Origin of the sequence: Paenibacillus sp. BK720, from assembly GCF_011761545.1 — a bacterium.
GTDB lineage: Bacteria > Bacillota > Bacilli > Paenibacillales > Paenibacillaceae > Pristimantibacillus.
The window spans coordinates 200,056-224,920 of the sequence record NZ_JAASRQ010000007.1 but is presented as its reverse complement, the minus strand read 5'-3'; the positions used below and the strand labels follow the sequence as shown (position 1 = coordinate 224,920).

Sequence of the window (24,865 nt, the reverse complement as noted above, 5' to 3'; positions counted from 1 at the left end):
CTCCTTAATTGGCGGATAGATCTTGGGGCTGGACTCGATCGGTCTTGCTCAGCTTCATCCTATGCTGCCCGGAATCATAGCGGTAATGCCTCACCTCGACAAACGCTTGCCCAGCGCCTTCGCCGCCTGTAACGACAAGTTCGTCATTTCCGGACACCTGGAGCGGATAATGCGGATGCTGGAAGAAGCTTCCGGTCAGCTGTCCCGCTTCATCTTCGAAGGTAACCGGAAAAACCTGCCCGTCCTTCACTCCGAACAGATAAGCTTCAAGCGCATGACAGTCCGTATAACGCGGATAGTACGTAAAAAAATCGGCATCTCCGACCGTGATCATTTGAAGACTAATCATTGCGTCGGTTGGCTCAATAATCTCGAGGTCTTCCGGAAAAGACATTACTTTCACGGGATCCCCCCCGGCTGCAGGCTGCCAAATCGCTTCATAATCTCCCGTCCAGCTTAGATCGGTTTCCAGCCCGTAACAGCTAGGTGCGCCAAGAGAGACAACCGTCGCATGACTTTTTGGTTGGATAATCAATTGGCCAGCCCGGTGGGAGGCCGTCGCTCTAACCGAAAGATCTTCCTTGCTTAAGTCCGTCAAACCCTCGGTTTCGGATGACTCGGTTGTATCGGTTGAATCACCTAGTTGAGACGTTGAAGGGCTATTTTCCGTGTTTACGCTTTCATTGTCTTGCATGCGATGAGTTGCACATGATGTAAGCATCGTCATTAAAATAACGGTCAGAATAAGCAAATTTACTCTCATTAGCAATCTCCCATTTATAAAAATCTCATTTGCAGTTTAGACGGATGTTATAGCCCCTAGGTTGCTTACATGGTATATCGTATTTCGTTACTGAGCAGTCTCCGCTCTCTTCGTGATCCGATAATGGCTAGGGGACATTCCGTTATGCTGCTTGAACATTTTGCTGAAGTGATATTCTTCGAAATATCCGCACAGCTTGGCCACTTGATTGATGGGATAATCGGTAAAGACAAGATAACCGCATGCCTGACGATTGCGTATATGATCCAAATATTGTTTGGGTCCCATTCCCGTATGCTTCAGGAACATCTTGCGAAGATAGGAAGGAGAGATGTTATGCGTCTTGGCTAATTGTTCGATCCGCAGATTTTCTTTGTAGCTGCTCTCCAAGGTATGCTTGATCTTCTCATAAGATGCAAAAACGCCCGACTCGCCAATATTCCAATCCGGCGCCTTACTGTGCTGCAATTTGTTCAATAACAGCTGCAGCTGCGATTCGGGAACGCTGGAACCGTCCGCTATTCGGGCAGTCCAGCTCTGATTGATTTCCCGGAACCAAGCATCAAACTCTTCGGCTTGCGTATCACCGTATTGACTTAAGAATGGAAGGTTTAGCTTGCCAATCGGCATGACATCCTTCCATACCGCTTCATAGACAAGCTCCGCGCAATCAAACAACACCATGGTCATGCGAAGCGGTGCCTCCGGATCCGAACGCATGGACATTTCCAATCCCGGCCTCAAATACGCCAGCATTCCTGCCTGAACCCGATACTCGGTGTTCGTCAGGAAAGTCCCTCTCCCCTCATGAATCCAATAGAAGCTATGTACATTCACAAGATTGCGAATATCCTTCCAGCCGGGATACGTTAATTTATCGAGAATAAGGTGGATATGGACGACAAGATGCTTTGTTGCATGGCCAAGGTCTGCCACCATTCATAACCTCCAAGAATCATTAAGAGATAAACAGGCTCGAAAATGACAAGCGAAACTCGGTTTCTTCCATTCAGCTGCCCGAGTCGTCATGCTATATTATCCATATTATCAGACGATTCACAAGCTGGCTATGAATAGCTGAAGCCTAAGGAGGATCCGCATTGATTCGTACTTTTCCAGAGCATCTCATTCGTAAAACAACGCTTCTAGACGGACCGTGGGACTTTGTCAGAGATTCTGAAAATAAGGGACAGCAAGAAAACTGGTTCGAGCGATTTCCACATGCCGAGAAATCCCTCTATGTGCCTTCCTGCTGGAATAACGAACTTCATTTATATGATTACGAGGGTATCGCTTGGTACAGGAAAAAGCTGCGGACAGACCAAACTCAGCATGTCCGGCTTATTTTCCATGCCGTATTAGGCCATGCCGATGTCTATCTCGATGGACAACACCTAGGATACCATTATGGCGGATATACTCCGTTTGAAATTATCCTTCCCTCCCTGCCTGCCGGTGAGCATGAGCTGGTTGTCCGGACGGACAGTACCCTCGACCGCTTGACCATACCAACGGAAGTTGTGGATTGGTTCCATTACGGCGGTATTATACGCTCCGTTGAGCTTCAGACTGTGCCCGACATCTATATCGATAGCTTCGCAATTAACTATGAGCTGAATGGAGCAAACGCAGACATTAAGGTTGAGGTGCGTCTTCGCTCCCTCTCGCAAGCCGACGGAACCGCTCATTTCGCTTTATCCGAAAGCGAACGGGATATTTGCTCGAAGCAGATTTCCGTCGGAGCCGGCCAAACGGAAGTGCTTGAATTCGAGTTTCAACTGAACGATGTCCGGCTATGGAACCCCGGTCAGCCTGAGCTCTATCTTTTCCGGGCCGGCATCGAGCAAGACGACAGGTATGAGCGGATTGGTTTCCGCAAAATCGAAACAAAGGATCACCGGATTCTAATCAATGGCGCTCCCGTCTATCTAAGGGGCATTAACCGGCATGAGGAGCATCCGGAATGGGGCTTTGCCTTCCCTCCCAAGCTTATGCAGAAGGATCTCGACATCATTCTTGAGCTTGGCTGCAATACGGTGCGCGGCTCCCATTATCCCCAAAGCTCGTATTGGCTGGATTTGCTCGATGAGAACGGGATTATTTTCTGGAGCGAGATCCCGATTTGGGGTGCTGCACTGCCTAACGAGACCGTCTGCGAGCCTCTGTTTCAAGAGCGTGCGTTAACGATGATGGAAGAGATGGTTCGTATGCACATCCATCACCCTTCCGTTGTATTCTGGTCCGTTCACAACGAGATCGATTCGCGGACGCAAGATGCTTACGAGCTGACGAAGCGGATGGTCGGGCTCGTGAGAAAGCTGGATTCCAGCAGGCTTGTTACCTATGCCACCATGCATCCTCTCGAGGATGTTCTGCTTCCGTTATTCGATGTCATCGGCATCAACAAATATTATGGCTGGTATGAAGGCCAGGTTGAAGGCTTTAAGGAAATGCTTCAACAGTTCCATAAACGGGCGGAACGGTTGGGCGCGGGAGATAAACCGGTTCTGATGACGGAATTCGGCGGGGCCGGGATCTTTGGCGATGTCGGTTGGGAGCCGCGGCTGTTCAGCGAGGATTACCAAGCCCATATTGTCACCGAAGCGCTTGGCCTATTTAAAGAGGATCCCCGCGTAGGAGGCACTTATATCTGGCAATTTGCGGATATCCGGGGCGATCTGAAGAGCAGCGGCAAACATTTCCGCGACCGGGCGAGAAGCTTCAATAACAAAGGACTCGTCAATGAATACCGCAAGCCGAAGCAGTCCTTCCGCGAAGTGCGCCGCATCTACCGGGCTTGGAGCGAGCAGGATTCGTAGACAGGAAAAGAGACAGCCGATGCCGGTTGTCTCTTTTGTTCATTTATTGCTTTTGATAGCGGAACCTGTTATCCGCCATTTCAACGCCGCTGCAGTTTTCAAACCGAACAAGCCCGCCTGCGTCTGGCTCTGCCGTACTTTCTTGGCCCATTTGTTCAAGCAGAATATCGTTTCGACGGAAAACAAGCCCTTCCGTGCTCCGCGCCGATAGCAGCGGAGCTTGGGAGACTTTAAACCGGTTATCTTCTATTCTGATATTCCGGTGCACCGGCATCTCTCCCGTAGAATGCTCGTTCTCGGGAGCGATCCGGAGAATGGGAAACTCCGCTCCGCCGCTGAGATCGAATACATTGCCCGTAATGAGCAAATCCGTCACCGCGCCCGATTCATACCATGAATTCGCATCGGCCGAGACCAGAATGCCGCTCATGTGTATGCTTTCGAACCTGTTATCCCGTATAGTCGTTTTTCTTGGCGATGTTACCAATATGCCGCGGGTCGGAATGCGAGCAAAATGGTTTCTCTCAATAACAATTTCCGGGGTCCACGTCAGATTTTCCAGGACATCCTGTTCCCCAAGCAGGGTTGGAGCCGGCTGCTCCAAGGTCAGGAGGAACTCACGCGGATTAAGACTCTCTACCGCGGCAATCCTTCCGGCAGCGTAGGATGCAAGACTATCCGCGCTAACAAAAGCGACTTCGTCGCCAGGGAAGTAAGCCTGGAATCCATACGTTTGCGGATGCATGAATCTGACCTTCACTTGATTGGGTGCCGGTTGGTCAACCATTCGCAAGTAGGTACCATGAACGTTGATCGCATCGTCATGGGCACCGGCAAACTTGCTGTCCGTAATGGAAACAAGCCCACGGCAGCCGGATAAATGAATGAAGTCGGCGAATCCAGCAACCGTTCTTCCAGTCTCGCGGCGCGGCGCCAATTCCAGGCTGGAGAAGGTCAAGTCTTCGCTGAACTGGCCAACAACGCCTAATCCATGCATGAAATGGATTCCCAGCTCGGTCAGGCGAACCCGCCTGCAGCCTGCAATCAGAACGCCAACCTGGTCGCGTATGCCATCCCGCATTTGAACGGTTATCCCGGGCCTGACATCCGGAATGGCATTGTCACCGAAATGGAATCGAAGCCGGCGACTGCCGGTTTCTTCAATGCGCTTTGCCCGGGACGGCCAATCGTCCACCCGCCAGGTGCGGTTTGCGTCTATGTCGCAATGCTGCACCGGCCCTCCCCGGAAAGTCCAGCCCTCGCCTACCCAGGTAAGCCGCCCGTCTTCCAGCTTGTATTGCGAATCCGGATGCACCTGTACATCGAGTTCCTTTTCTCCGATCCGCTCTACCGTCATCTCCGTTACGGTCGGCCGGGCATAATCGAAGCGCAAATTGCGAATTTCAATATCCTCGCAGTTATCCAGCAGCAGCATCGTTTGTTTGCCATGGATAACGAACAGGGAGCCGTTTCCCTCCAGCGTAAGGCGGCGTTGACCTTTCATCAGCAACGCGATCGTTCTCGTGACGTCAGGATTCTCCTCTTCGCTGGCTGTATTGGTAATAGAATAGGCTGCTTTGTCTGCATGCTCCGGATAGAAATGATACGTTCCGTAAGGCACCTCCAGAACCACTGGGCCAGCATGAGCGCCAGCGGCCTCAAGGGCTAGCCGCATAATCGTCCCCGCGTTCGCTTGCAAATGCTCCGCATCGCCGAAGTCCGTCAGCGGAATCACCTTCACGGAAGCGAAATCCGGATTTCCGTATGTCGTCATGCCATACTCCTTCTTAGGTGTGGTCTGCTCACCGATATTCCGACTCTACCATTCCGCAATGCTGCCGTCCCGATGGCGCCATACCGGATTTCTCCAGTTATGTCCCACCGCAGCCATTTGTCTGACATGGTCTTCGTTAATTTCAATTCCGAGGCCGGGACCTTGCGGGATTGTCACTTGACCGTCCTTATAATCGAATACCGCCGGATCCTTGAGATAATCGAGCAAATCTCCGGTCTCATTGTAATGAATGCCCAGGCTTTGCTCCTGGATAAAAGCGTTATGGGAGGTCGCATCAACCTGCAGGCATGCGGCCAGAGCGATTGGTCCCAGAGGACAGTGAGGCGCAAGCGCCACATCGTAGGCCTCCGCCATCGAAGCAATCTTTTTGCATTCGGTAATTCCGCCTGCGTGCGACAGGTCCGGCTGGATAATATCCACCGCCCCATCGCTTAACAGCTGCTTGAAGTCCCATCGCGAGAACATCCGCTCGCCGGTCGCAATCGGAATCGACGTATGCTTGGTAAGCTCCTTGAGAGCTTCATTATTCTCCGGCAGTACCGGCTCCTCGATAAACATCGGACGGTACGGCTCCAATTCCTTGGCCAAAATCTTGGCCATGGGCTTATGGACACGCCCATGGAAGTCGATTCCGATCCCAATGGATGATCCAACCGCATCCCGTACCGCTGCTATGCGGGCAACGGCCTGGTCGATTTTGTCGTAGGAATCAATATATTGAAGCTCTTCCGTACCATTCATCTTCACGGCGGTAAATCCGGCAGCAACGATTCTCTTCGCTTCTTCCGCTACCTCGGCCGGACGGTCGCCGCCAATCCAGGAGTATACGCGCATCGTATCGCGGCAGGCGCCGCCAAGCAGTTGATAGACTGGAGCATTAAAGAACTTCCCTTTTATATCCCACAGGGCTTGGTCGATCCCCGAGATCGCGCTCATCAGAATCGGACCTCCCCGGTAAAATCCCGAACGATACATCATCGACCAATGATCCTCAATCCGCATCGGATCTTTGCCGATCAAATATTCCATCAGCTCGTGAACGCAAGCTTTTACCGTTTCCGCGCGCCCTTCCACGATAGGCTCGCCCCATCCCGTGATTCCTTCATCCGTTTCAATCTTGAGGAACAGCCAGCGCGGCGGAACTTGGAACAACTCATAGCTTTGGATTTTCATAATGTCCTCCTGGTAAATGAGTGATTGCAATGCAGCAGTTATGAAAGCGGTCGCAATAATCGGGAAATCGGTTTCAGCTAACTTATTCTTCGCCGGTAAGGAAATTCCCCCTTTAGCACAAAAGAAAAACGTGCTCGTCCAACAGGACGGCACGTTTCGGAAGCCGATCAAGATCGATTGGTTCATGGGAGATCAGGCAGACGGGCTCATCTCGGATAGCTGACATTCATAATATCCATAAACGGAACCTTATCCAATCCCGAGGCTGTCTCGACATGGACCCTGCCCGTTCTTGAATCCATCGCCGCAATAACGCCTTGAACCGGTTCTTCCCTGCCCCATACGGTAAGGACGATCGTGGATGTTTCGTAGAAAGCTTCGCTTAACTGATTCCCTATCTCTTCTAATACGAATTCGTCCCTGGTTGGACGCTTTGGCACCTTTGCTTTCGCCATCTTTGTCTATTACCTCCATTAAACCTTTCCGCTTGTTGTCCAATCATAACATATCCCGGGAGGATTCATGCGCCATTGGAGAGAAAAAAATCTTCCATCCGGTATAGCTGTTAAGAGCCAGCAGCCCGAACGCATTTTACTCCGCTCGCGGGAATAGACATAAAGGTGGCGAGAGATTGACGATGGAGGTAAAAGAATGGACAATACTCAAGGTCGTTCTGACAATAATGCCGCGATGCCTGAGCGGAAATCAGCGAAAAAGGAGCATCACCATGGCTTGTCGGCGTCGCAATGGAGCGCTTTAGACAGCCCGGCCGCTCTCCACTCGCAAACCGTAGGCGCTCGCGGCCCGATTCTCGAGCAAGACAGCGTGCTGCATGAGACGATGGAAGCCTTTATACATAACAAAATTCTCGAAAGACCCGTTCATGTCAAGGGCTGGGGTGCATTTGGCTACTTTCAGACCGTGCATTCCATGGCCGCCTACACCAAGCTCTGCTTCTTGCAGCAACCAGGCTATCAGGTTCCCGTTACGGTCAGGTTCTCGCTGGCGGTCAGCAACAAGGGAACACCGGATACCTCCCGCAACGTACGCGGTTTCTCGACCAAATTTTATACCGAAGACGGCGTCTTCGACCTGGTTTTCAACCATATTCCTGTCTTTCTGATCAGAGACCCTATTCGGTTTCCGGAATCCATAAATGCGTTATCGCCTTCGCCTATTAATAATTTAATTGACCCCGAGAGGTTCTGGAGCTTTGTCGCAAGAGCACCGGAATCCATTCATTTTCTGGTATGGCTGTATTCCGACGCCGGGACGGTTAAGAGTCTACGCCACATCCCGGGGCATAGCGTAAATACGTACGTCTGGAGAAACGCGCAAGGCGTCCGCACCTATGTCAAATACCACTGGCTTCCTTACGCCGGTGTTCAAACCATCGATGCCGGGGAATCTGCAGAACTTAGCTGCAAAAATCCGGATTACGCCGGTCAGGATCTGTACGATACGCTTGCTTGCGGAAAAACGGTAGAGTACGGGTTATACGTTCAGCTCATGGATCCTGCGGATGAGGCCAGCCTTCCCTATGATCCTCTCGACGATACGAAAATTTGGGATGAGGATCAGTTCCCTCTTCTTCCGGTCGGCAAGCTTGTCTTGAACCAGAATCCGGACGATTATCGGGAGCAGGTTGAGAAGCTTGCCTTTTCTCCTTCCAATCTGCTGGAGGGCGCCGAGCTGTCTGACGATAAAATGCTGCAAGGACGCTCGAATATATACGCGGACTCCCAGCGTCACCGGATCGGTCCGGATTTCCGTAAGGTGCCGATCAATCATCAGGCGAACTGGACTCCGGGCTCCATGCAAACCAGCGGCAATGGCCGTTATGTTGAAGGGCATCTTGTGAGGTCCGAAATTCCGAAATCCGATGATTTCACGCAAGCCGGACAGTTTTACGATCGTCTGCAGCCGGTACAGAAGGATCATCTCGTCAGCAATCTCGCCGGTGATCTTGGAGCGGCATGCGAGGAAACCCAAGCCATTGTGCTCGGTTATTTGAACAAGGCATCGGCCGAATTGGGGGAACGCGTTGCCAAGCAGATTCACGCGCAAAAAAGCTGACTTTACATGCAAAAACCGCTCCCGAAAAGGGAACGGTTTTGTTTTTGTCACAACAATAGAATAGATAGATCTGTTATACGGTTACTATGGCTCGAGTCTGAACACGGTAGATGCCTGAGCCGAGGGAAAGCACAAGCAATCCGCCTTCCTCCCGGAAATCAATAACGCCGGAAGCCGTGCGAAGATCGGCGCCATTGACCGAGATGGCATCAGGCAGCGCACCTTGCAATCTCACTTCCGCAGTCGTGTTGGGAGGAAGCTCAAACTCGTAGCTCACAGCACCGTCCACTCCTGCACTCCACCCGCTGCGGATCAATCCATAAACGGATTTATAGGAGGCTTTCGCGTAAGTAAGGCCGGAATCCGTGCGCGGACGGAAAATAATATGCTTATAGCCCGGCTGGGATTCATCCAGATCAAGTCCGGCTACCACCCTGTACAGCCATTCCCCGATAGAGCCGTAAGCGTAATGGTTATAGGAGTTCATATCGTCGCTCCAGAAGGTACCGTCCGCTTTTATGCCGTCCCAATGCTCCCAAATCGTTGTCGCCCCTTGGTGAATGGAATAGAGCCAGGACGGGTAATCCTCCTGCTGCACCAGCTTAACCGCCACGTCATGATAGCCGTTCTCGGACAATACATGACTCAGGTAAGGCGTTCCCACAAAGCCGGTCGTCAGATGGAACTTTTGCTCCGTTACGTAGTCTGCCAGCGTTTTGGCCAGCCTGTCGCGCACCGAACCTTTGACGAGTCCAAACATCAGCGGCAGTACATGAGCGGTCTGCGTATGAGCGGCAAGCCTCCCGTTAGGGGTTAGGAATTCGCGCTCGAAGGCCGCTACAATACGGTTGTAAAGCTCGCGATAGTGCTCGGCATCGTCCGTGCGGCCAAGCACCTCGGCGGTTTTGACGAAGAGTTCCGTGGAATAGGCATAATAACAGGTTGCGATCAGATCTCTTGGCGTTGCGCCGACGTAGTCCCCTTCCTTGGCGTCCAGGCCCAGCCAATCGCCGAAGTGGAAGCCGGTATTCCAGAGGCATTCGTCGCTGCCTTGTTTGCGAATATACTCGACCCATGCCTTCATGCTGTCATACTGCTCTTCAAGCACGCGCTTGTCTCCGTAGCTGAGGTAGATCGTCCAAGGACAGATTACCGCGGCGTCTCCCCAAGCCGCGGAGGAGTGAGAATTCTCGTCCAGCACATGCGGGATAACAAACGGCACTCCCCCGTCGCTGCGCTGATCCGTCTTCAGGTCGCGCAGCCATTTCGCGAAAAACGGTGCCACGCCGTAATTGAAGGCGGCGGTACGGATAAAGACCTGAGCGTCGCCCGTCCAGCCAAGCCGTTCATCACGCTGCGGGCAGTCCGTCGGAACATCCAGGAAATTGCCGCGTTGTCCCCATGCAATATTTTGCTGGAGCTTGTTTAATAAGGGATGAGAGCATTCGAAAGCACCCGAAGCCTCCATATCCGTATGAAGGACGTGTCCGGTGAATTGATCCAGATTAAGCGCAGCATCCTGCGGCCAACCCTCGATTTTGACATAACGGAAGCCTTGGAACGAGAAATGCGGTTCGTATTCCTCTTCCCCGCCTTTGCAGATATAACGCACCGTCTGCTTTGCTTTGCGCAAGTTGCCGATATAGAAGTTGCCTTCCCGGTCCAGAACCTCGGCATGCTGAATCGTCAGCTCCGTGTCTGGCGGCAGCTCGATGCGGAAATGCAGTCGCCCGACCATGTTTTGCCCCATATCGAGCACGGTTTCGCCGGCAGGGGTATGAATAAGAGCGATAGGCTTCAGCTTTTCGGTTATGCGCACGGGTTCGTTTTCCTGCATCACCAGGATATCCTTCGATTGAGCTAGCTCCGTTACGCCAGCCCAGGCCTGATCATTGAAGTCCGGCCCCGACCAGCCCTGAATTTCCAGCCGGGCATCATAGGTTTCGCCATGATACAGCTCCGACATGAGGATCGGACCGGTTGAAGCGCGCCAAGAGTTATCGCTGACGACGATTTCGGATGTTCCGTCTTCGTAGTCAATATGAAGCTGAAGGAGCAAGGCTCGAATGCTGCCGTAAATGCTCTTCTGGTTGTTCCAGGCAAGATCTCCCTTGTACCATCCGTTTGCCAGAGAAGCTCCGATTACATTGCTGCCTGCCGCAAGCCGCTTCGTAACATCGTAAGCTTGCGCCTGAAGCCTGCTCGAGTAACTCGTCCAGCCCGGCGTATATTCCCAATCGCCAACCCGTTGGCCGTTCAGCTCAAGCTCGTATAGTCCAAGCGAAGTCGCATACAAGGTTGCGCGGCGGATAGGGCCGCGAGCCGCAAAGCTTTTGCGGAGCATAAAAATCTCCTCCGACTGCGGATCGATAGATGACGCTTCGGGCGTTATCCATGATGCTTTCCAATCGGCGGCTTGGAGCAACCCCATCTCCCAATAGGCAGCCTCGCTCCATTGCGATTCGTTGCCTTTGTTATCCCATGACTTCACCCGGTAATAGTAACGGCCTCTTGCTTGCAGCGGCTGCCCGCCGTATTCGATCAACGTCGACTGCTCCGATTCTATGCGCCCCGTATCCCATACCAGCTCTGACTCATCAAACCCGTCCAATCCGCAGGATACCTGAATCCGATAAGCGAGCTGAAGCACATGAACGTCATTTGATTGAAGCTGCCAGCTGATACGAGGCGATGCAACTCCGAGTCCGATGGGATTGCGCAGGTATTCGCTGCGCAAATGGTTTACTTGCAATAAAGACATATTCGATAGTCCCCTTCCCGCAATCTAGTATGCTAAGCATTAACTTGATTGTAGGGCAGGATAGAATGACATTCAGGGGATGATCCGGACATTTTCATAGGGGTATCTGGACATCTTGCAAACGGTTTCGTACGATAGAGACAGATATTTTCCGCAGTTGAAAAGGAGCCTGAGCGATGAGCGCAAAACGAAGCACCTATGTCATGTCGGCTGCGTCTTTTTTCGAGCCTGGCGTACCGCTTTATGTTAACCGCGCCTACGAAAGCTTTGACATGGATGAGCATTCGCATGAATTCGTGGAAATTACTTACGTCAGCGAGGGTGCCGGCGTTCATTATATTGCCGGCGAAGCCGTGCCGGTTGAGCATGGGACGCTATTTTTTATCCCCGTCGGGCAAAGTCATGTATTCCGGCCGAAAACGCCCAAGAAAGACCGGCCTCTCATCGTTTACAATTGCATATTTCCGGCTTCGTACCTGGCCGAATTGCGGAACGGTTTTCCCCCATTCTCGGAGATCAATGCTTGCTTTGCGGATGAGAATTTGACCTGGTTTTCCGTGAAGGATCCTGCCGGCGAATTTCATTCGATGTTCCGCGAGCTCCATCAGGAGTTTGCGGCCAAGCCGCCTGGTTACCTCGTGATGCTCGCCTCTCTTGTTATGCGAATCCTGACGGAACTTTACCGGCACAAACTGCAGAACGGCGCACCTCCCGGAGAACGTCCGCAATGGATTAGCGTCGACGAGGCTATCGCGTATATCGACGCTCACTATTCAGCCGAGCTTAAGCTTGGAGAGCTGGCCGCGCAGGCACGGCTTAGCGAGCGTCAATTCAGCCGCTTATTCCGCCGTCAGACCGGCATGAGCTTTGTTGAATATATGCAGGGCATCCGCATGGATGCGGCTTGCAAGCTTCTGACCTCCAGCCGAAGCAGCGTGGAGGACATTGCCGGCGCGGTAGGCTACTCGGACCTAAAGTTCTTCTACCGCCTGTTCAAGAAAAAAACCGGGGTTACCCCCCGGCAATTTCGCGATGCTAGGCTTAAATAAGAGACAGGAATCTGTTCATAACGGGTTGCCGCTTCCATATTCCTTTTTTCTCAAAAGCTCATTAAAAATATTAGTTACTTCCGCATAGCCAATTAACCGGGAGCCTTCCTGAAGCTTAATGATTTTCCCAATCCAAAGACTATTGGGATACACTTCAGGCGTAATAAAGGTAATCGTTCCCTTTATTGTTTCCCCCGGTTCAACGATACCGCTCTCCTACTGGTGTTCACCTGTCGTTAAATAGTCGGGTTGCACCAGATGGACTGGCCGATATCCCGAATATGCCGGCCCCTGTCGGCCAATGTTTTCCTTAAAGCTGAGAATCGTACTGAGTGCTTCTATATCGTCCATGCATCTGTTCACCTTCAAATTCGAATAGTTACTTAAGCCGGAACGAATCCCCTTCGTCCACCGCATCGTACAGCTTGCAGCGGGAATCGGGCATCTTGAACGGAGAGTGGAGAATCAGCTTCCATTCCCCGTCAAACGTTTGGAAAAGCATGCCGTGACCGCTGTCGTCGAAAACAAGCGGCGCCAGCTGCTCCCACGGTCCTTCCAGCTTGCCCGTCGTTGAACGCGCAATGGTCTGGACATAACTCCCCTTATCGTAGGTAGACCATAACATGGTCAGATTGCCGTCCTTGGTCCGGTAGAGTTGGCAGCCGTCGGTTACATAGACCGACGGTGTACCGTCGACTTTATGATCGCCGTTATCCCACGGGGCTTCCGAGCCGTAAAACAAATGGATGGGATCCGATGCCCGATCGCTCAAATCGTCCGTCAATCTTACCGCATCGACGGTTCCGTCCGCCGTCTGCACCCACTCATGACAATAAACCATCCAAGGCTTTCCTTCTTCGTCCATGTACAAGGTGCCATCGAGCGTCATATGCTCTTCCGGCGGAACCGGAGCATCCCGCTTGATGATCTCGAACGGTCCCTCCAAAGAATCGGATACGGCGATAACGGAGCCGCGCCATTGAAGCGGATACCCCCCGTTCCCCTGTCCTTCCAGTTTCTTGTCGTTATTATGCAAGGTAACAAAAAGATAATATCTGCCTTTGTACGCATGAACCTCCGGCGCCCAAGCGCCATGCATCGGATTCGCCCATATTCCGTCTGGAATCGCGAATACCGCATACGGTCCTTCCCAATTGACGAGATCCTTGCTTTTATAAGCGAGCACGCCATAACGATCCATGCCATGAATCCTCGGTCCGCCGCCCGTATACAAATAATAGGTTTCCGTAGTCTTATCCGCTACGACGAACGGGTCATGCGCCGGAATATCGGCCAGCAGATGGCCTGAGCTTGGGTTTGCAATGTCTGAAGCGTCGTTATACACGTTCATATCAACAATCCCTTCCTATTGGTTGTAATCCCTAAGAACAATTCTGTATCGTTCCGGCTATTCCTTTATCCGCTCCCGAGTTTTCCTGCATGCTAGTCCAGATGCCGTCTCCTGTATTCGCCGGGCGGCATCCCCATCTGTTCCGTAAATACGTTCGTAAAATAATGAACCGACTTAAAGCCGGAATCCGCGGCAATTTCCTTCAGCGAAGCGAGAGAGGTTTTCAATAAAATCTCCGCATGCTTTAACCGCTCACTGCGCAAGTAGGCCAAGAAGGTATCTCCCCCGTCCATCTGAAACAAGCGCGATAGCTGCCTGGTTGACAAATTCATATAATCCGCAACCTCCTCAATCTTGAGCGGCCTGGAAAGATTGTCTCTAATGTATTGCTTCGACTGGCGTAGAACCGCATAACGGGTGGAATCGGTCGACCTGGCCGGGTTTGGCGCGGATGCGTTTCCATCCTGACCGTAAGGCTGCACCAGACTCGAAAGCAGCAAGCCGGCCATTGTGGTCAGGTCCTCGATCTCGTTGTATGGCTGGCAGGACGCATGATGGTACAGTCCAAGCCAATAATGGATAGACCGCGTATAATCGGCATTCTTAAATACCACGTTACCCGACTCCAGGTTACTGCCGTAGCGGCGCAATTCCTCTTCGCGCGAGCCATTCGGGTCGAGCTCGTAAGCCACGTAGATAAGCCCCATCCCGTTCTCGCTGCGGATCTGGTGCCAGACACCAGGCCGTGAAACGAACAACGTCCCTGCCTCAAGGCCATAAACGGTATCCTCATCCTGGTATTCGCCTTCGCCCGAAAAGACATAGCAAACTTCATAATAGGAATGCTTATGGATATGGTTGCTGTAATGCTTCGATCTCCAGTCCCAATAGTGAACCCTGAACGCGAGCCCGCTTGCCTTGCATTTCGTAAGCATTTCGTTTAAAAAACGGCTGCCTTTATCAATGGCTTCTATATTCATTTCTTCACATCCTGGCGTAAATTCTTAAAAGGATGGCTTTTTTAGCTAAATACACCTGATGCCAACAATCCTATAATCAGAGTATAAGTAATCGCTTACCAACCATTCAAGCAGAGGAGCGAAAAAAATGATTAATCAAAACGATGTAGAATTTTACAAAGAAAATGGCTATCTCTTGGTTCAAGGCTTATTCTCTCAGCAAGAGGTTGAGGATATGAGAAAAGCCATTGACGGCATTCTGAATCGTGCCGCTCAATCGAAGTTTGATGCCAACCATACCTGGCAAGGGGAGTACTTGCCGCCGGAGCAGCTGAAGAAGCTCGTCTTGAAGGGCTTCCATGACGTTCAATACCATGACGCGGCCTTCATGCGCGCGGCCATTCATCCGAATATGGCTGCCGTCTTATCCCAATTGATCGGTCCGAACGTTCAGCTGCATCATAGCAAAATGCTCGTAAAGCCTCCCGAAAACGGCGCGGCCTTCCCGCTGCACCAGGATGCTCCTTACTTCCCTCATGCGAGCCACACCATGCTGGCGGCAAGCGTTCACCTGGATGATTCCGATATGGAGAACGGCTGTCTATGCGTCATCCCGGGCACGCACAAGAACGGCATGATGCCGCATGTCGGACGCCATTACCTGGATCACCGGGAATATCCCATCTCGATGGCGACGCCTTGCCCAGCCAAAGCCGGGGACGTTCTCTTCTTCAACTATTTGACGGTTCACGGCTCGGACGTCAACCGCAGTACCCGCAACCGCCGCAACGTGCTGTTCCAATACCGCGATCCGATGGATGTCCCGACTTTGGATACGCATGTCAACTGGGGTCAAGGCCTTATGATATGCGGCGAAAACCCGATCTACCGCGAATACCATGCCAATCATACCCTGCAAGCGAAGTAATTATAGCGCCAAAAAGGCAGCCCGCGGGCTGCCTTTTCTCTATTCGGCGCTTGGCTCTCCCAGCGCTTTGCGAATTTCATACGGGGCTTCATCCACTTCCGTGTCCAGCCCCAAAGCCAGCTTCGCCAGCTGGCAGCCGATAAACGGGCCGGCCGTTAGACCGGATGCGCCAAGCCCGTTGCCGATAAGCAAATGATCCCAACCCGGAACGGCGCCAAATACCGGCAGAAAATCCGCGGTAAATGGACGGAAGCCTACGCGTACCTCCAGGAATGTACTGTCTGCAAGCTCCGGAGCAAGAGCTAGCCCCTTATTCAATACCTCCTGCATGCCTCCAGGCGTTATCCGCGTATCATAACCGGCAATGTCATTCTCGTGCGTCGCCCCAATGACTATACGCTGCTCGTCGAAAGCAAGAAGATACTGATCCGTTGGCGGCATAACAACAGGCCAGCTGTCAGTCCGGTGCTCATTGTTCTTCAGCTGTACATGCATGATTTGGGCTTTCTGATAGCTGACTTGGAAATCCAGCCCAAGAGGCCGCAGCAAAGACCCTGCCCAAGCTCCCGCGCAGACGACAACCTTATCAGCCCCATAGAAAATGGAACCGCTCTTAACGCCTGTAACCCTGTTCGCTTCGCAGGCCAATCTAGCATCGCCGAAAATCATTTCCGCTCCATTCCGAATAGCCGACCTAATGAGCGCATCGCGCAGCGCCCGGCCGTCCACTCGTGCAGCCCCGCCGATATGCACGGATGAAAAGCCTTCCGCTAGCAGCGGGAACCGCTCCCTCGTTGCGTTCTCGTCAAGGGAAGTTATGCTGCCGATCTCCGGCGCGTCTTTACGCTTTTCGTAAGCCCGCTCCGCCATTTTTGCGATTTTATCCGGATCCGTATGTATGCCGAGGGCTCCTACCCGGGCGTAACCCGTATCGGTCTCCCCTTCGGCCTCCAATTCCGCAATTAACGCCGGGTAATAACGCGCTCCGCCCTTGACAAGCTCGTACCAGGCTTTATTCCGTCTTTGCGACAGCCATGGGCAGATGATGCCTGCCGCGGCATCCGTAGCCTGTCCCTTGTCCTTGCGATCTATAAGAAGAACCTCGGCGCCGTTCTTCGCCAAGTGATAAGCCGTTGAAGCGCCAAGTATCCCTGCTCCGATAACGATAACCTTCATGAATACACTCCTTCCACCTTTTCTATTATAACGGTCTGCAACGCAAAAACGACAGCCGTAGCTGCCGTTTCGCATGTCATTATCGTTTTTGGCATTTTATCATCAAGAATGTAAATGGCGGTTTATTAGGCGCGTGTTTGTTCGGCTCGACCATTTCCGTTATTTCGAACAGCCCATAGTGCCCGAACTCTTGACGAATGGAGTCCGTGTCGTAAAAGAACATCTTGAGACCTTCCATGATCTCATAATAGTCCTTGTCCAGCTGTTTGCCTTTACCGTACATGGGAGCATCCTTCGATATCGTCGTAAAAACCATATAACCGTCAGGCTTTAACTGATTATAGCAAGCCTTGATAAATGTCCCCCTCGCTTCGGGACTCAGTAAATGAAGAAGCGCATAACTGTAAATCCCGTCATACAGCTTGCTATCGTACGGCATATCCTCTACCGAACCGTGAAAGATAGGGACGGTCAGCCCTGCTTTTTTTGCGAGGTCAATGGCGGTTTGGGAAATCTCGATCCCCGTTACCTTTATGCCGTTATCTAGAAATATTTTTGCGTTTCTCCCATAACCGATCCCCGGTATCAAAATCTCCTTCACGCTCTTCTCAAGGAAATAGTCCTTGGTCAGAATCGTCGAGTCGGATGGCTCATAGCCCCACATGGTCTGATTTTCAACAAAGCTTGCTTCCCAAAATTCGGTCATGCCTCAATCTCCTTATTGCTTCTAGGTTGTCAACAGCTTCCGATACGTCTGCTCATCCGATACGACATATAATCTGGCATCCGGCGGAATCGGATCGTTTAATTTGCGGTTAATGCCAAGATCCCCCCGATCGGACAGAAGCGTTGCTCCCTGCGCCAATGCCCCCTGGAAGGCATCCTTGTAGGTTTTCCATTCCGGTCTGACGGGAATTTCGTATATATCGTCACCAACCTCCCGCCGGATCAACTGGTTTATTATTTCCGAGCTTCCCTGCTGAAGCGCAGCCCGAACCGCCAGCCTGGAGACGGCATCGTAGGACAGGACAAAATCGTTGACATGGACATGCCGGAAATTTTTCGTGTTCTTCTCCTGCGTGATCTCCACCGTCGTATGGATCGCGGGATGCATCCGTTCGATGCTGGAGGCGATTAATAACGTCTTGCCGTCTGCAAGGGCCGGCTCGTCAATCCGAGTATCCGCAAAGATAATAACCGCCTTTGCCTGCTTGAGCATTGCCTTCTCCAGCACCTCCTCCGAGGAGGGATCTCCGCTTATGAAATGAATCTCGGCACGGTCCGTGACGGGATGCTTATCGGCTTCATCGATCACGACAATATGAGAGGCTGGCGAGAAGGACAAAATTTCCTCTATCGCATATTGGGCTTTCTTGCTCCAGTTAATGAGAATGATGTGGTCTTTTCCGTGAAAGTTCAATTTCCCTGCCTCCCAATGTTTATATACGGTGGATAAAAGATCGATGATTTTACCGATAATCAAGCTGAGCAGACCGATGCCGAATACGTAAATAAACAAAGTGAAAATTTTGCCCCAAACGGTTTTCGCGAAATAATCGCCGTATCCTACCGTCGCCATCGTCGTCATGACCCAGTAAAGCGCGTTGAACCAGGTATGAAAGGTCGTTGGCTCAATGGCGTACGCAATGGTGGCGCTGCCGAATACAAAGGCGATGACCACGATGAAGATGGTTCGTTTGGGTACCCGCAATACCTTCATCATCGTCCTCATAAAAAAAGGCAATACGCAGTCCTCCTCCGGATAAATTGGATATCGTTATCCCAAAGTATTCGGCAAGGAGGACAAAAACCCTTTACAGAAGCTTCCAATTCTCTTCCGTAAGATCGGCCATTACGGCCATAGCCGCCTTGCTGCCCGAAGCAGCGGCATAAATCAATTGCGAAGGCATCACATAAGCGGCATCCCCCGCGGCGTACACGCCTTCAACCGTGGTTTTTCCCATCTCGTTCGTGATAACAGCTCCGTTTTCCATCGTGTCGTAACCTAACGCCTCGCTAAAATCGAGGTTTGGAATTTGTGCCGGGTCAATAAAGCCCCCGCTGCGTTCAATCGACGTGCCATCCGTAAAATGAACCCGTTCCAGCATGCCGTTTTGCCCTGACAAAAACGAGATTGGCGTATCGATAACGGTTATGCCTCTAGCTGCAAGCTGCTCCCTCTGCTCAACATTTAGAGCTTCTGCAGCTCCGTTCGTGCATACGATACAATCGCGGCTCCAGTTCTGAAGCAGCTTCACTTTATGAAAGGCATGCGGTTGATCCGAAATGATAACCAGTGCCTGGTCTCTTAACTCCCAGCCATCGCAGAACGGACAGGCGAATAAGCTTTTCCCGTAGAATTCCCGGATGTCTTTAATCTCGGGCAGTTCTTCTCTCAATCCTCCGGCCAAGATGATCTTGCCCGCTTGAACTTGTTCCCCTGCCGAGGTGTCGATGACGAATCCTTCTTCCGAGCTCCGGATATCCGTCACGCCAATCTCCCAATGCTTAACCGTCGGATAACCAAGCACCTCTTCATAGGCGATACGCCGAAATTCCGAGGGTTTCACCCCGTCCCTCGTAATAAAGCCATGGGAAGCATGCGTTACCCGATTCCTCGGCCTTGCGTTGTCGAATAGGGCAACCGTCTTTCTTGCCCTGCCCAGCACCAGTGCTGCGTTCAGGCCAGCCGGCCCGCCTCCGATAATGGCAACATCGTATTTCATCAATGAATACCCTCCTTGTTCATGAATTTCGTAGACTTTAAAGACTCTTAATGTCTGTGATATAGGCAAAAAAGGACATTGCCCTGAAAAATGCCAAGGCAATGCGGCTTTATTTCATCAGATCCACAAGCTTCGTATTTCTCAAATGCTGTTCCATGGCATCTTCAGCCGTCAGCATCACTTGGTGAATCTGGCATTCCGGATTCCCGCTGCCGCAGCATTCGAAGATCGAAGTAGTCCCCTCAATCGCATGAATAACGTCCAGAAAAGAAAGGTCTTCCTTCTTTCCTCTCAGACGGTAACCGCCATTCGCTCCGGAAGCCGACTCAATCAGCCCCGCTTTTACAAGCTTGGTCAAGATCTTCGAAAGATACGTAGGCGATAAACCCTGCTTATCCGCAAGCTGCTGAACGCCAACCGGTCTGTCCGGTGCAGCTGCAATGAGAAAGGCCATGGTGTGTAAGGCGTAGTTCGTCGCTTTTGAATATTTCATGATGATGAGCTCCTAATCACAGACTTCATGTGTCTATAATAGCTTTGATTAGAATGAACCGTCAAGCGCTTTTCTATTCATCTGCAAAACAATTTTAAATCGTACTGAATAAATAATAGCCCAAACGACGAGCGTTCACTTTATCTTCGCGCCGTGCGACATCGCAAATAAGACGGTTTGCTCGCGGTCCATTCTCAATCCCGCAACCGAGATGGATTTGAAATCCACCCCCTCCATCTTAGCCCCTCTGACATCGGTATCTTGCAGCTTCGCTTTGGCCAGCACGGCCATCGAGAGATCAGAATCCCGCAAATCGGCCTTCTCCAGATTGGCTCCGGTCAAATCGGCTTCGATAGCACACGGCTGTCAAGCCCCCATGTGAACGCCTCGGAAAGTCAAGCTATTTATTTTTCAGTGCGGCGCAAAACAAAAAACCGCGTGCCCCGCGGTTTCGTGTTTAAAGGACGGGGGCTTGATACATCGTTTTGAAAATATGGCTCAGTTGAACGCTCATATGCTCCGGCGTCTGGCTGAAGCCTTCCTCATTCCATTGGATCAAAAGCCCCATGATGGCATTCACCTGATACGCAACAATAAACGAATTGCTCTGCCCTTTTAGCCCGGTGCTTTCAATGATAAGCGCCTTAATTTTCTCGAATAATGAGTAGTAGTAGGAAATGGAGGATCTCTTATCGAACACGATTTCATAGAAGGGCTGGTACTTTTTCACATGATGGAATATCCGGATGGTTCCGGGGTCGAGCATGGTGTGATTCAGTTCCGTCACATGCCGGTAAGGCTCGTAATAGGACTCCTCGAGATCTTTAAGCAGGTTATTCAGATGCTCGTCGAATAACGCCCCTACATCGTTGTAATGCAAATAGAAGGTTCCCCGATTGACGCCGGCCTCCCGGCACAGCATGGAGACGGAGATCGACTCCAGTGTCTGCTTCTTAAGCAAGGCAAGCAAAGCCTCGTGCAAAGCCCTCTTCGTCTTTATAATTCTAAGATCATTCTCGTTCATTATCCTGCTACACCTCATGACTGTCGGTTTATCGCAATTTCCAGTCTTATAAGTATAGCATCATCTGAGCAGAAAAAAAGTTGCAAACCTAAGCAAGTGTTTATTTTAGGATCCGGATTAGAAGCCTGCCGTCCAGCCCGCGTCCGCGGCAAAAACAACGCCGTTGTCGAAGCTCGATTCATCCGAAGCCGGGAACAGAGCCGCCTGCGCAATCTCCTCCGTCTGACCAACGCGCGTGATTATGCCTTGCGTCACAAATAAATCGGTTCGCGCAAATACAGGGTAACCATATGGCGTCACTCTCCGAATGAAATAGTATCCCGGGATCGTACGTTTTTCCTCCTTGAGAGAAACCCTTTACCATTTAATAATAGTTTTGCAAGATAGTTCATGTTTGAATAGGAGGAATTAATGATGAAACTTGCCCATTCTCATCACGCCTTCACTCGCAGACTACTATCCTTTGTTTTGGTGCTGTCCCTGCTGCTGACGTTTATTCCCGCGGCAGCAAATGCGGCAGACCGCGGTACCTGGGCACCCAATGTGTCCTATGCCGTGAACGACACCGTTACATACAACGGTACAACCTACAAATGCATTCAGAGCCATACTTCCTTAACAGGCTGGGAGCCTCCCGTTGTACCCGCCCTTTGGAATCCCGTTCAAGGCGGTGGCGGGGATACGACAGCGCCAAGCGTACCTGGTAATGTCCGGGTTACCTCAACCACCTCATCCAGCGTCACGATCGCATGGAATGCATCTACCGATAATGTGGGAGTAACCGGCTACGATGTCTATCGCGGAACCATACTTGCCGGCAGCACGAACTCCAGCACGCTTGCCTTTACCAATACCGGGCTTAGCGCCAGCACTTCATACTCCTTTACCGTAAAAGCGAAGGATGCGGCCGGCAATGCCTCGGCAGCAAGCACCGCGGTTAGCGCAACAACCTTAGCCCCCACAGCCGACCAGACAGTCCCTTCCGCCCCTGCCAGCTTGCGTTCAACGGCAACCACTTCAACCAGCGTATCGCTTGCCTGGAATGCTTCCACCGATAATGTCGGCGTAACCGGCTATGATGTCTACAGAGGAACCACGCTTGTTTTATCCGTCACAGGAACATCCGCTAACGTGACGGGACTTACCGCTTCTACTGCTTATAGCTTTACGGTCAAAGCGAAAGACGCGGCCGGAAATGTATCCGCGGCAAGCAACGCTTTAAGCGTCACTACAAGTCCAGCGAATACGGGCGGCGGCAGTCTGCCGAAGCATACGCTGACGGGTTACTGGCAGAACTTCGTGAACGGAGCCGCTAACGTGAAGCTTGGCGATGTGCCAAGCGAATACGATATTATCGTTGTGTCCTTTGCGGAGATGGACCAGTCGAAGCCTGGCGGAGTCACGTTCAGCGTGGATTCAAGCTTGTCTTCGGCGCTTGGCGGTTATACCAATGCCAACCTAATTAACGACATCAGTCAGAAGCATGCACAGGGCAAGAAAGTCATCTTATCCGTGGGCGGCGAGAAGGGCAATATTAACTTGAACAGCTCTTCGCCTAACGTATCTAATTTTGTGGACAGCATGTACGGCCTCATCACCCAGTTTGGTTTCGACGGCATCGATATCGATCTGGAGAACGGCATGAATGTAGCGAATCTCACCACCGCGGTGCGCCAGCTTCAGCAAAAGGTCGGTTCCGGCTTTATTCTAACCATGGCGCCTCAAACCATAGATATGCAGAATGCGAATACCTCTTATATGCAGCTCTATACCAACCTGAAGGATATCACTTCGGTCATTAATGTTCAGTACTATAACTCCGGCTGCATGCTTGGCCGTGACGGCAAATGTTACTCCCAAGGCACCGTTGATTTCCTGACCGCCCTTTCCGACCTTACGCTGCAATGGGTTGCCCCGTCGCAGCTCGGTATTGGCGTACCGGCTACTACATCGGCGGCAGGCGGCGGTTATGTCGCTCCTGCGGTTGTAAACCAAGCCGTTAAATGTCTGGCAACCGGCAGCGATTGCGGCACGTATAAGCCGGTAGCGAAATATCCGGATTTCCGCGGCGCTATGACCTGGTCCATTAACTGGGACGCATCCGGCAATTATCTATTGGCCAGAACCGTGAAGCCGTATCTCGCGACCTTGCCGTAAACCAACAAAAGGAGCTTATGCCAACGAGACATCGTTGGGCATAAGCTCCTTTTGTTCTTTATTATTCAAACCATTCGCTGAAATGTTCGGCCAGATAGGCCAGCTTGACTTCGGTCTGCCTGCCGCCTCCGCCTTCGTGCCCGTTAAACGGATAAATGACGATCTCTTTCTCCGTTTGAATCCGATTGTAGGTGGCGAAATACATTTGAGCCGGACAAGTCTCGTCCTTAAGCGCAACCGAGGCAAGCACGGGGCACTTAATCCGGTGAGCCAGATTCATCGTATCGAAATAGCTTAAGTTATCCATGACAAGATCGGTTTGCTCCGGATGCCTCTTCAAGTATTCGGCTACCGCGCCAAACGCTCCGTGATTCCCTTCAATGCGGGCGACCAGATTGCTGTTGCTCGGAACGTCGACCATAGCCAGCTTCGGACGGTTATCCAAGGCTACGACCGCCATGCCCAGCGCCCCGCCTTGGCTTCCGCCTTCAATGACAATCTTGTCCGCATCGATATCCGCCTGCGCGCAAGCGAAATCGATGGCTTTGAGACAATCCATGTAAGCATACCGGTAATAATATTCCCATTTGTTATGCACGCCTTTGCTGGCGACATTCGAGAGGAAGCCATGCGTATAGCTGGCGCTGTTGCCCGTTGGGCCGCCCTGGTCCCGGCAGTCCACGGCTAGAACGGCCATGCCCATCATCGTCCAATGCATATGACCGGCAGGCTCTCCCCGGCTTCCCGAGAAGCCATGGTAATGGATAAGGCACGGATATTTTTCTTGCTTCAGAAAGGCGGGGACAATAAGCCAGCCGCGGATTCTTGTCTCATCGAGGCCGTTAAACGCGATATCGTAAACCTTGACATGCTTGCCGGAATAATTAATCTCCGTCCGTTCCGGTTGAAGCGGTACAGCCCTTGCCTGTTCAATCGTAGCGCTCCAGAAGGAATCGAGATCGTCTTTGCCCGTTAACGGAGGAAGATAACGATATAAATCCCTGGTTACTTCTTCAATATAACCCATCTGTCAGATAAACCCCTTCTTCATTCATGTGATTAATGATTAATCCCACTAAATAAATTCAACCTCTGAAGCTTCCAGGAGTTTGACGCGTTCGGCAAATGAGCGGTTGTATTCTTCAATGATCTTTTCAGCGCTGCGGGAGCCTTGTCCGCATGTGCTGTGGGCATCCTTCACTACAATAACGTCGTAGCCCAGTTCGACTGCCCGCCGGCATGTCGCGTCAACGCATAAGTCCGTCTGCAGACCGGACAGGACCAGCTTTTTAATCCCTCTGGCGGCCAGCTCATCCTGAAGATTAGTCTCGCGGAAAGAATCAGGCACGTGCTTTTGAATAATTAGGTCTTGGGCTGCCGGCGCAATTGCGGTATGAATCTCCCAGCCCGGTGTATGGGTTTCCAGGGGTGCTCCCTCTTCCTCATTGTGCTGGACATAGATAACCGGATTATGACTCTCCCGCGCTTTGGCGAGGAGCAATTGAATACGGTTTAACAGCTGTTCCTCTTCATGAATAGGATAATCCTCGAGAAACATGCCGTTCTGAACGTCAATAACCATTAACGCAGTATCCTTGCTCACTTGCATACAGCT

General features: G+C 51.6%; 22 protein-coding genes and 1 pseudogene. 5 read left to right on the top strand and 18 right to left on the bottom strand.

Annotation, left to right across the window (positions count from 1 at the left end; all coding sequences use genetic code 11):
* Positions 1-4: 4 nt before the first annotated feature.
* Complete coding sequence (locus FHT67_RS25375) at positions 5-598, bottom strand: hypothetical protein (RefSeq protein WP_208403544.1); 594 nt, start codon at positions 596-598, stop codon at positions 5-7.
* Between the two features lie 252 nt (positions 599-850).
* Complete coding sequence (locus FHT67_RS25370) at positions 851-1,702, bottom strand: AraC family transcriptional regulator (RefSeq protein WP_167201717.1); 852 nt, start codon at positions 1,700-1,702, stop codon at positions 851-853.
* Positions 1,703-1,863: 161 nt separating this feature from the next.
* Here FHT67_RS25370 and FHT67_RS25365 point away from each other — a divergent pair, with 161 nt between their 5' ends.
* Positions 1,864-3,582 carry a glycoside hydrolase family 2 TIM barrel-domain containing protein gene (locus FHT67_RS25365; protein ID WP_167201716.1) on the top strand — a complete coding sequence of 573 codons (1,719 nt, stop codon included), beginning with the start codon at positions 1,864-1,866 and terminating at the stop codon, positions 3,580-3,582.
* A gap of 43 nt (positions 3,583-3,625) precedes the next feature.
* Here FHT67_RS25365 and FHT67_RS25360 read toward each other — a convergent pair whose 3' ends face one another.
* The 3 genes from FHT67_RS25360 to FHT67_RS25350 form a co-directional block, all read right to left on the bottom strand.
* Positions 3,626-5,356, bottom strand: coding sequence for an alpha-1,3-galactosidase-related protein (locus FHT67_RS25360; protein WP_167201715.1), 1,731 nt, complete (start codon positions 5,354-5,356; stop codon positions 3,626-3,628).
* A 45-nt stretch (positions 5,357-5,401) separates the two neighbouring features.
* Positions 5,402-6,550, bottom strand: coding sequence for a galactonate dehydratase (dgoD, locus tag FHT67_RS25355; protein WP_132309339.1), 1,149 nt, complete (start codon positions 6,548-6,550; stop codon positions 5,402-5,404).
* A gap of 206 nt (positions 6,551-6,756) precedes the next feature.
* Positions 6,757-7,005: a YolD-like family protein gene (locus FHT67_RS25350; RefSeq protein WP_132309337.1), complete on the bottom strand. Its 249-nt coding sequence runs from the start codon at positions 7,003-7,005 to the stop codon at positions 6,757-6,759.
* A 235-nt stretch (positions 7,006-7,240) separates the two neighbouring features.
* On the opposite strand from FHT67_RS25350, the gene FHT67_RS25345 reads away from it, so the two are divergent.
* Positions 7,241-8,626: a catalase gene (locus FHT67_RS25345; protein ID WP_243711718.1), complete on the top strand. Its 1,386-nt coding sequence runs from the start codon at positions 7,241-7,243 to the stop codon at positions 8,624-8,626.
* Positions 8,627-8,699: 73 nt separating this feature from the next.
* Here the strand turns inward: FHT67_RS25345 and FHT67_RS25340 are convergent, their stop codons facing one another.
* Entirely contained in the window at positions 8,700-11,387 is a 2,688-nt protein-coding gene (locus FHT67_RS25340; protein WP_167201714.1) for an alpha-L-rhamnosidase, read from the bottom strand.
* A gap of 176 nt (positions 11,388-11,563) precedes the next feature.
* Here FHT67_RS25340 and FHT67_RS25335 point away from each other — a divergent pair, with 176 nt between their 5' ends.
* The gene (locus tag FHT67_RS25335) at positions 11,564-12,436 is read left to right on the top strand and encodes an AraC family transcriptional regulator (protein ID WP_167201713.1); all 873 of its coding nucleotides are present in this window, start codon (positions 11,564-11,566) and stop codon (positions 12,434-12,436) included.
* A 379-nt stretch (positions 12,437-12,815) separates the two neighbouring features.
* Here FHT67_RS25335 and FHT67_RS25330 read toward each other — a convergent pair whose 3' ends face one another.
* Both FHT67_RS25330 and FHT67_RS25325 read right to left on the bottom strand, forming a co-directional pair.
* Positions 12,816-13,787, bottom strand: a complete 972-nt coding sequence (locus FHT67_RS25330; RefSeq protein WP_167201712.1) for a glycoside hydrolase family 43 protein — start codon at positions 13,785-13,787, stop codon at positions 12,816-12,818.
* A gap of 92 nt (positions 13,788-13,879) precedes the next feature.
* Entirely contained in the window at positions 13,880-14,767 is an 888-nt protein-coding gene (locus FHT67_RS25325; RefSeq protein WP_167201711.1) for an AraC family transcriptional regulator, read from the bottom strand.
* Positions 14,768-14,894: 127 nt separating this feature from the next.
* Here FHT67_RS25325 and FHT67_RS25320 point away from each other — a divergent pair, with 127 nt between their 5' ends.
* Positions 14,895-15,674: a phytanoyl-CoA dioxygenase family protein gene (locus tag FHT67_RS25320; protein ID WP_132309323.1), complete on the top strand. Its 780-nt coding sequence runs from the start codon at positions 14,895-14,897 to the stop codon at positions 15,672-15,674.
* Positions 15,675-15,713: 39 nt separating this feature from the next.
* Here FHT67_RS25320 and FHT67_RS25315 read toward each other — a convergent pair whose 3' ends face one another.
* The 8 genes and pseudogenes from FHT67_RS25315 to FHT67_RS25280 all read right to left on the bottom strand — a co-directional run.
* Positions 15,714-16,850 carry an NAD(P)/FAD-dependent oxidoreductase gene (locus FHT67_RS25315; protein WP_167201710.1) on the bottom strand — a complete coding sequence of 379 codons (1,137 nt, stop codon included), beginning with the start codon at positions 16,848-16,850 and terminating at the stop codon, positions 15,714-15,716.
* A gap of 79 nt (positions 16,851-16,929) precedes the next feature.
* The gene (locus FHT67_RS25310) at positions 16,930-17,556 is read right to left on the bottom strand and encodes a class I SAM-dependent methyltransferase (protein ID WP_167201709.1); all 627 of its coding nucleotides are present in this window, start codon (positions 17,554-17,556) and stop codon (positions 16,930-16,932) included.
* Positions 17,557-17,577: 21 nt separating this feature from the next.
* Entirely contained in the window at positions 17,578-18,594 is a 1,017-nt protein-coding gene (locus FHT67_RS25305; RefSeq protein ID WP_132309317.1) for a potassium channel family protein, read from the bottom strand.
* Positions 18,595-18,664: 70 nt separating this feature from the next.
* The gene (locus FHT67_RS25300) at positions 18,665-19,576 is read right to left on the bottom strand and encodes an NAD(P)/FAD-dependent oxidoreductase (RefSeq protein WP_132309315.1); all 912 of its coding nucleotides are present in this window, start codon (positions 19,574-19,576) and stop codon (positions 18,665-18,667) included.
* Positions 19,577-19,685: 109 nt separating this feature from the next.
* The gene (locus FHT67_RS25295) at positions 19,686-20,069 is read right to left on the bottom strand and encodes an Rrf2 family transcriptional regulator (RefSeq protein WP_132309313.1); all 384 of its coding nucleotides are present in this window, start codon (positions 20,067-20,069) and stop codon (positions 19,686-19,688) included.
* A gap of 135 nt (positions 20,070-20,204) precedes the next feature.
* Positions 20,205-20,411, bottom strand: coding sequence for a pentapeptide repeat-containing protein (locus FHT67_RS25290; protein WP_243867465.1), 207 nt, complete (start codon positions 20,409-20,411; stop codon positions 20,205-20,207).
* Positions 20,412-20,526: 115 nt separating this feature from the next.
* Positions 20,527-21,093: a TetR/AcrR family transcriptional regulator gene (locus FHT67_RS25285; RefSeq protein WP_132309312.1), complete on the bottom strand. Its 567-nt coding sequence runs from the start codon at positions 21,091-21,093 to the stop codon at positions 20,527-20,529.
* A 117-nt stretch (positions 21,094-21,210) separates the two neighbouring features.
* Positions 21,211-21,348, bottom strand: a pseudogene (locus FHT67_RS25280) (3-ketoacyl-ACP reductase); the annotation flags it as partial.
* Positions 21,349-21,504: 156 nt separating this feature from the next.
* On the opposite strand from FHT67_RS25280, the gene FHT67_RS25275 reads away from it, so the two are divergent.
* Positions 21,505-23,250: a fibronectin type III domain-containing protein gene (locus FHT67_RS25275; protein ID WP_167201708.1), complete on the top strand. Its 1,746-nt coding sequence runs from the start codon at positions 21,505-21,507 to the stop codon at positions 23,248-23,250.
* A 61-nt stretch (positions 23,251-23,311) separates the two neighbouring features.
* On the opposite strand, the gene FHT67_RS25270 is transcribed toward FHT67_RS25275, so the two are convergent.
* Together FHT67_RS25270 and FHT67_RS25265 are read right to left on the bottom strand one after the other, a co-directional pair.
* Positions 23,312-24,277: an acetylxylan esterase gene (locus tag FHT67_RS25270; protein ID WP_167201707.1), complete on the bottom strand. Its 966-nt coding sequence runs from the start codon at positions 24,275-24,277 to the stop codon at positions 23,312-23,314.
* Between the two features lie 48 nt (positions 24,278-24,325).
* The gene (locus tag FHT67_RS25265; protein ID WP_167201706.1) at positions 24,326-24,853 is read right to left on the bottom strand and encodes an isochorismatase family protein; all 528 of its coding nucleotides are present in this window, start codon (positions 24,851-24,853) and stop codon (positions 24,326-24,328) included.
* Positions 24,854-24,865 lie beyond the last annotated feature (12 nt).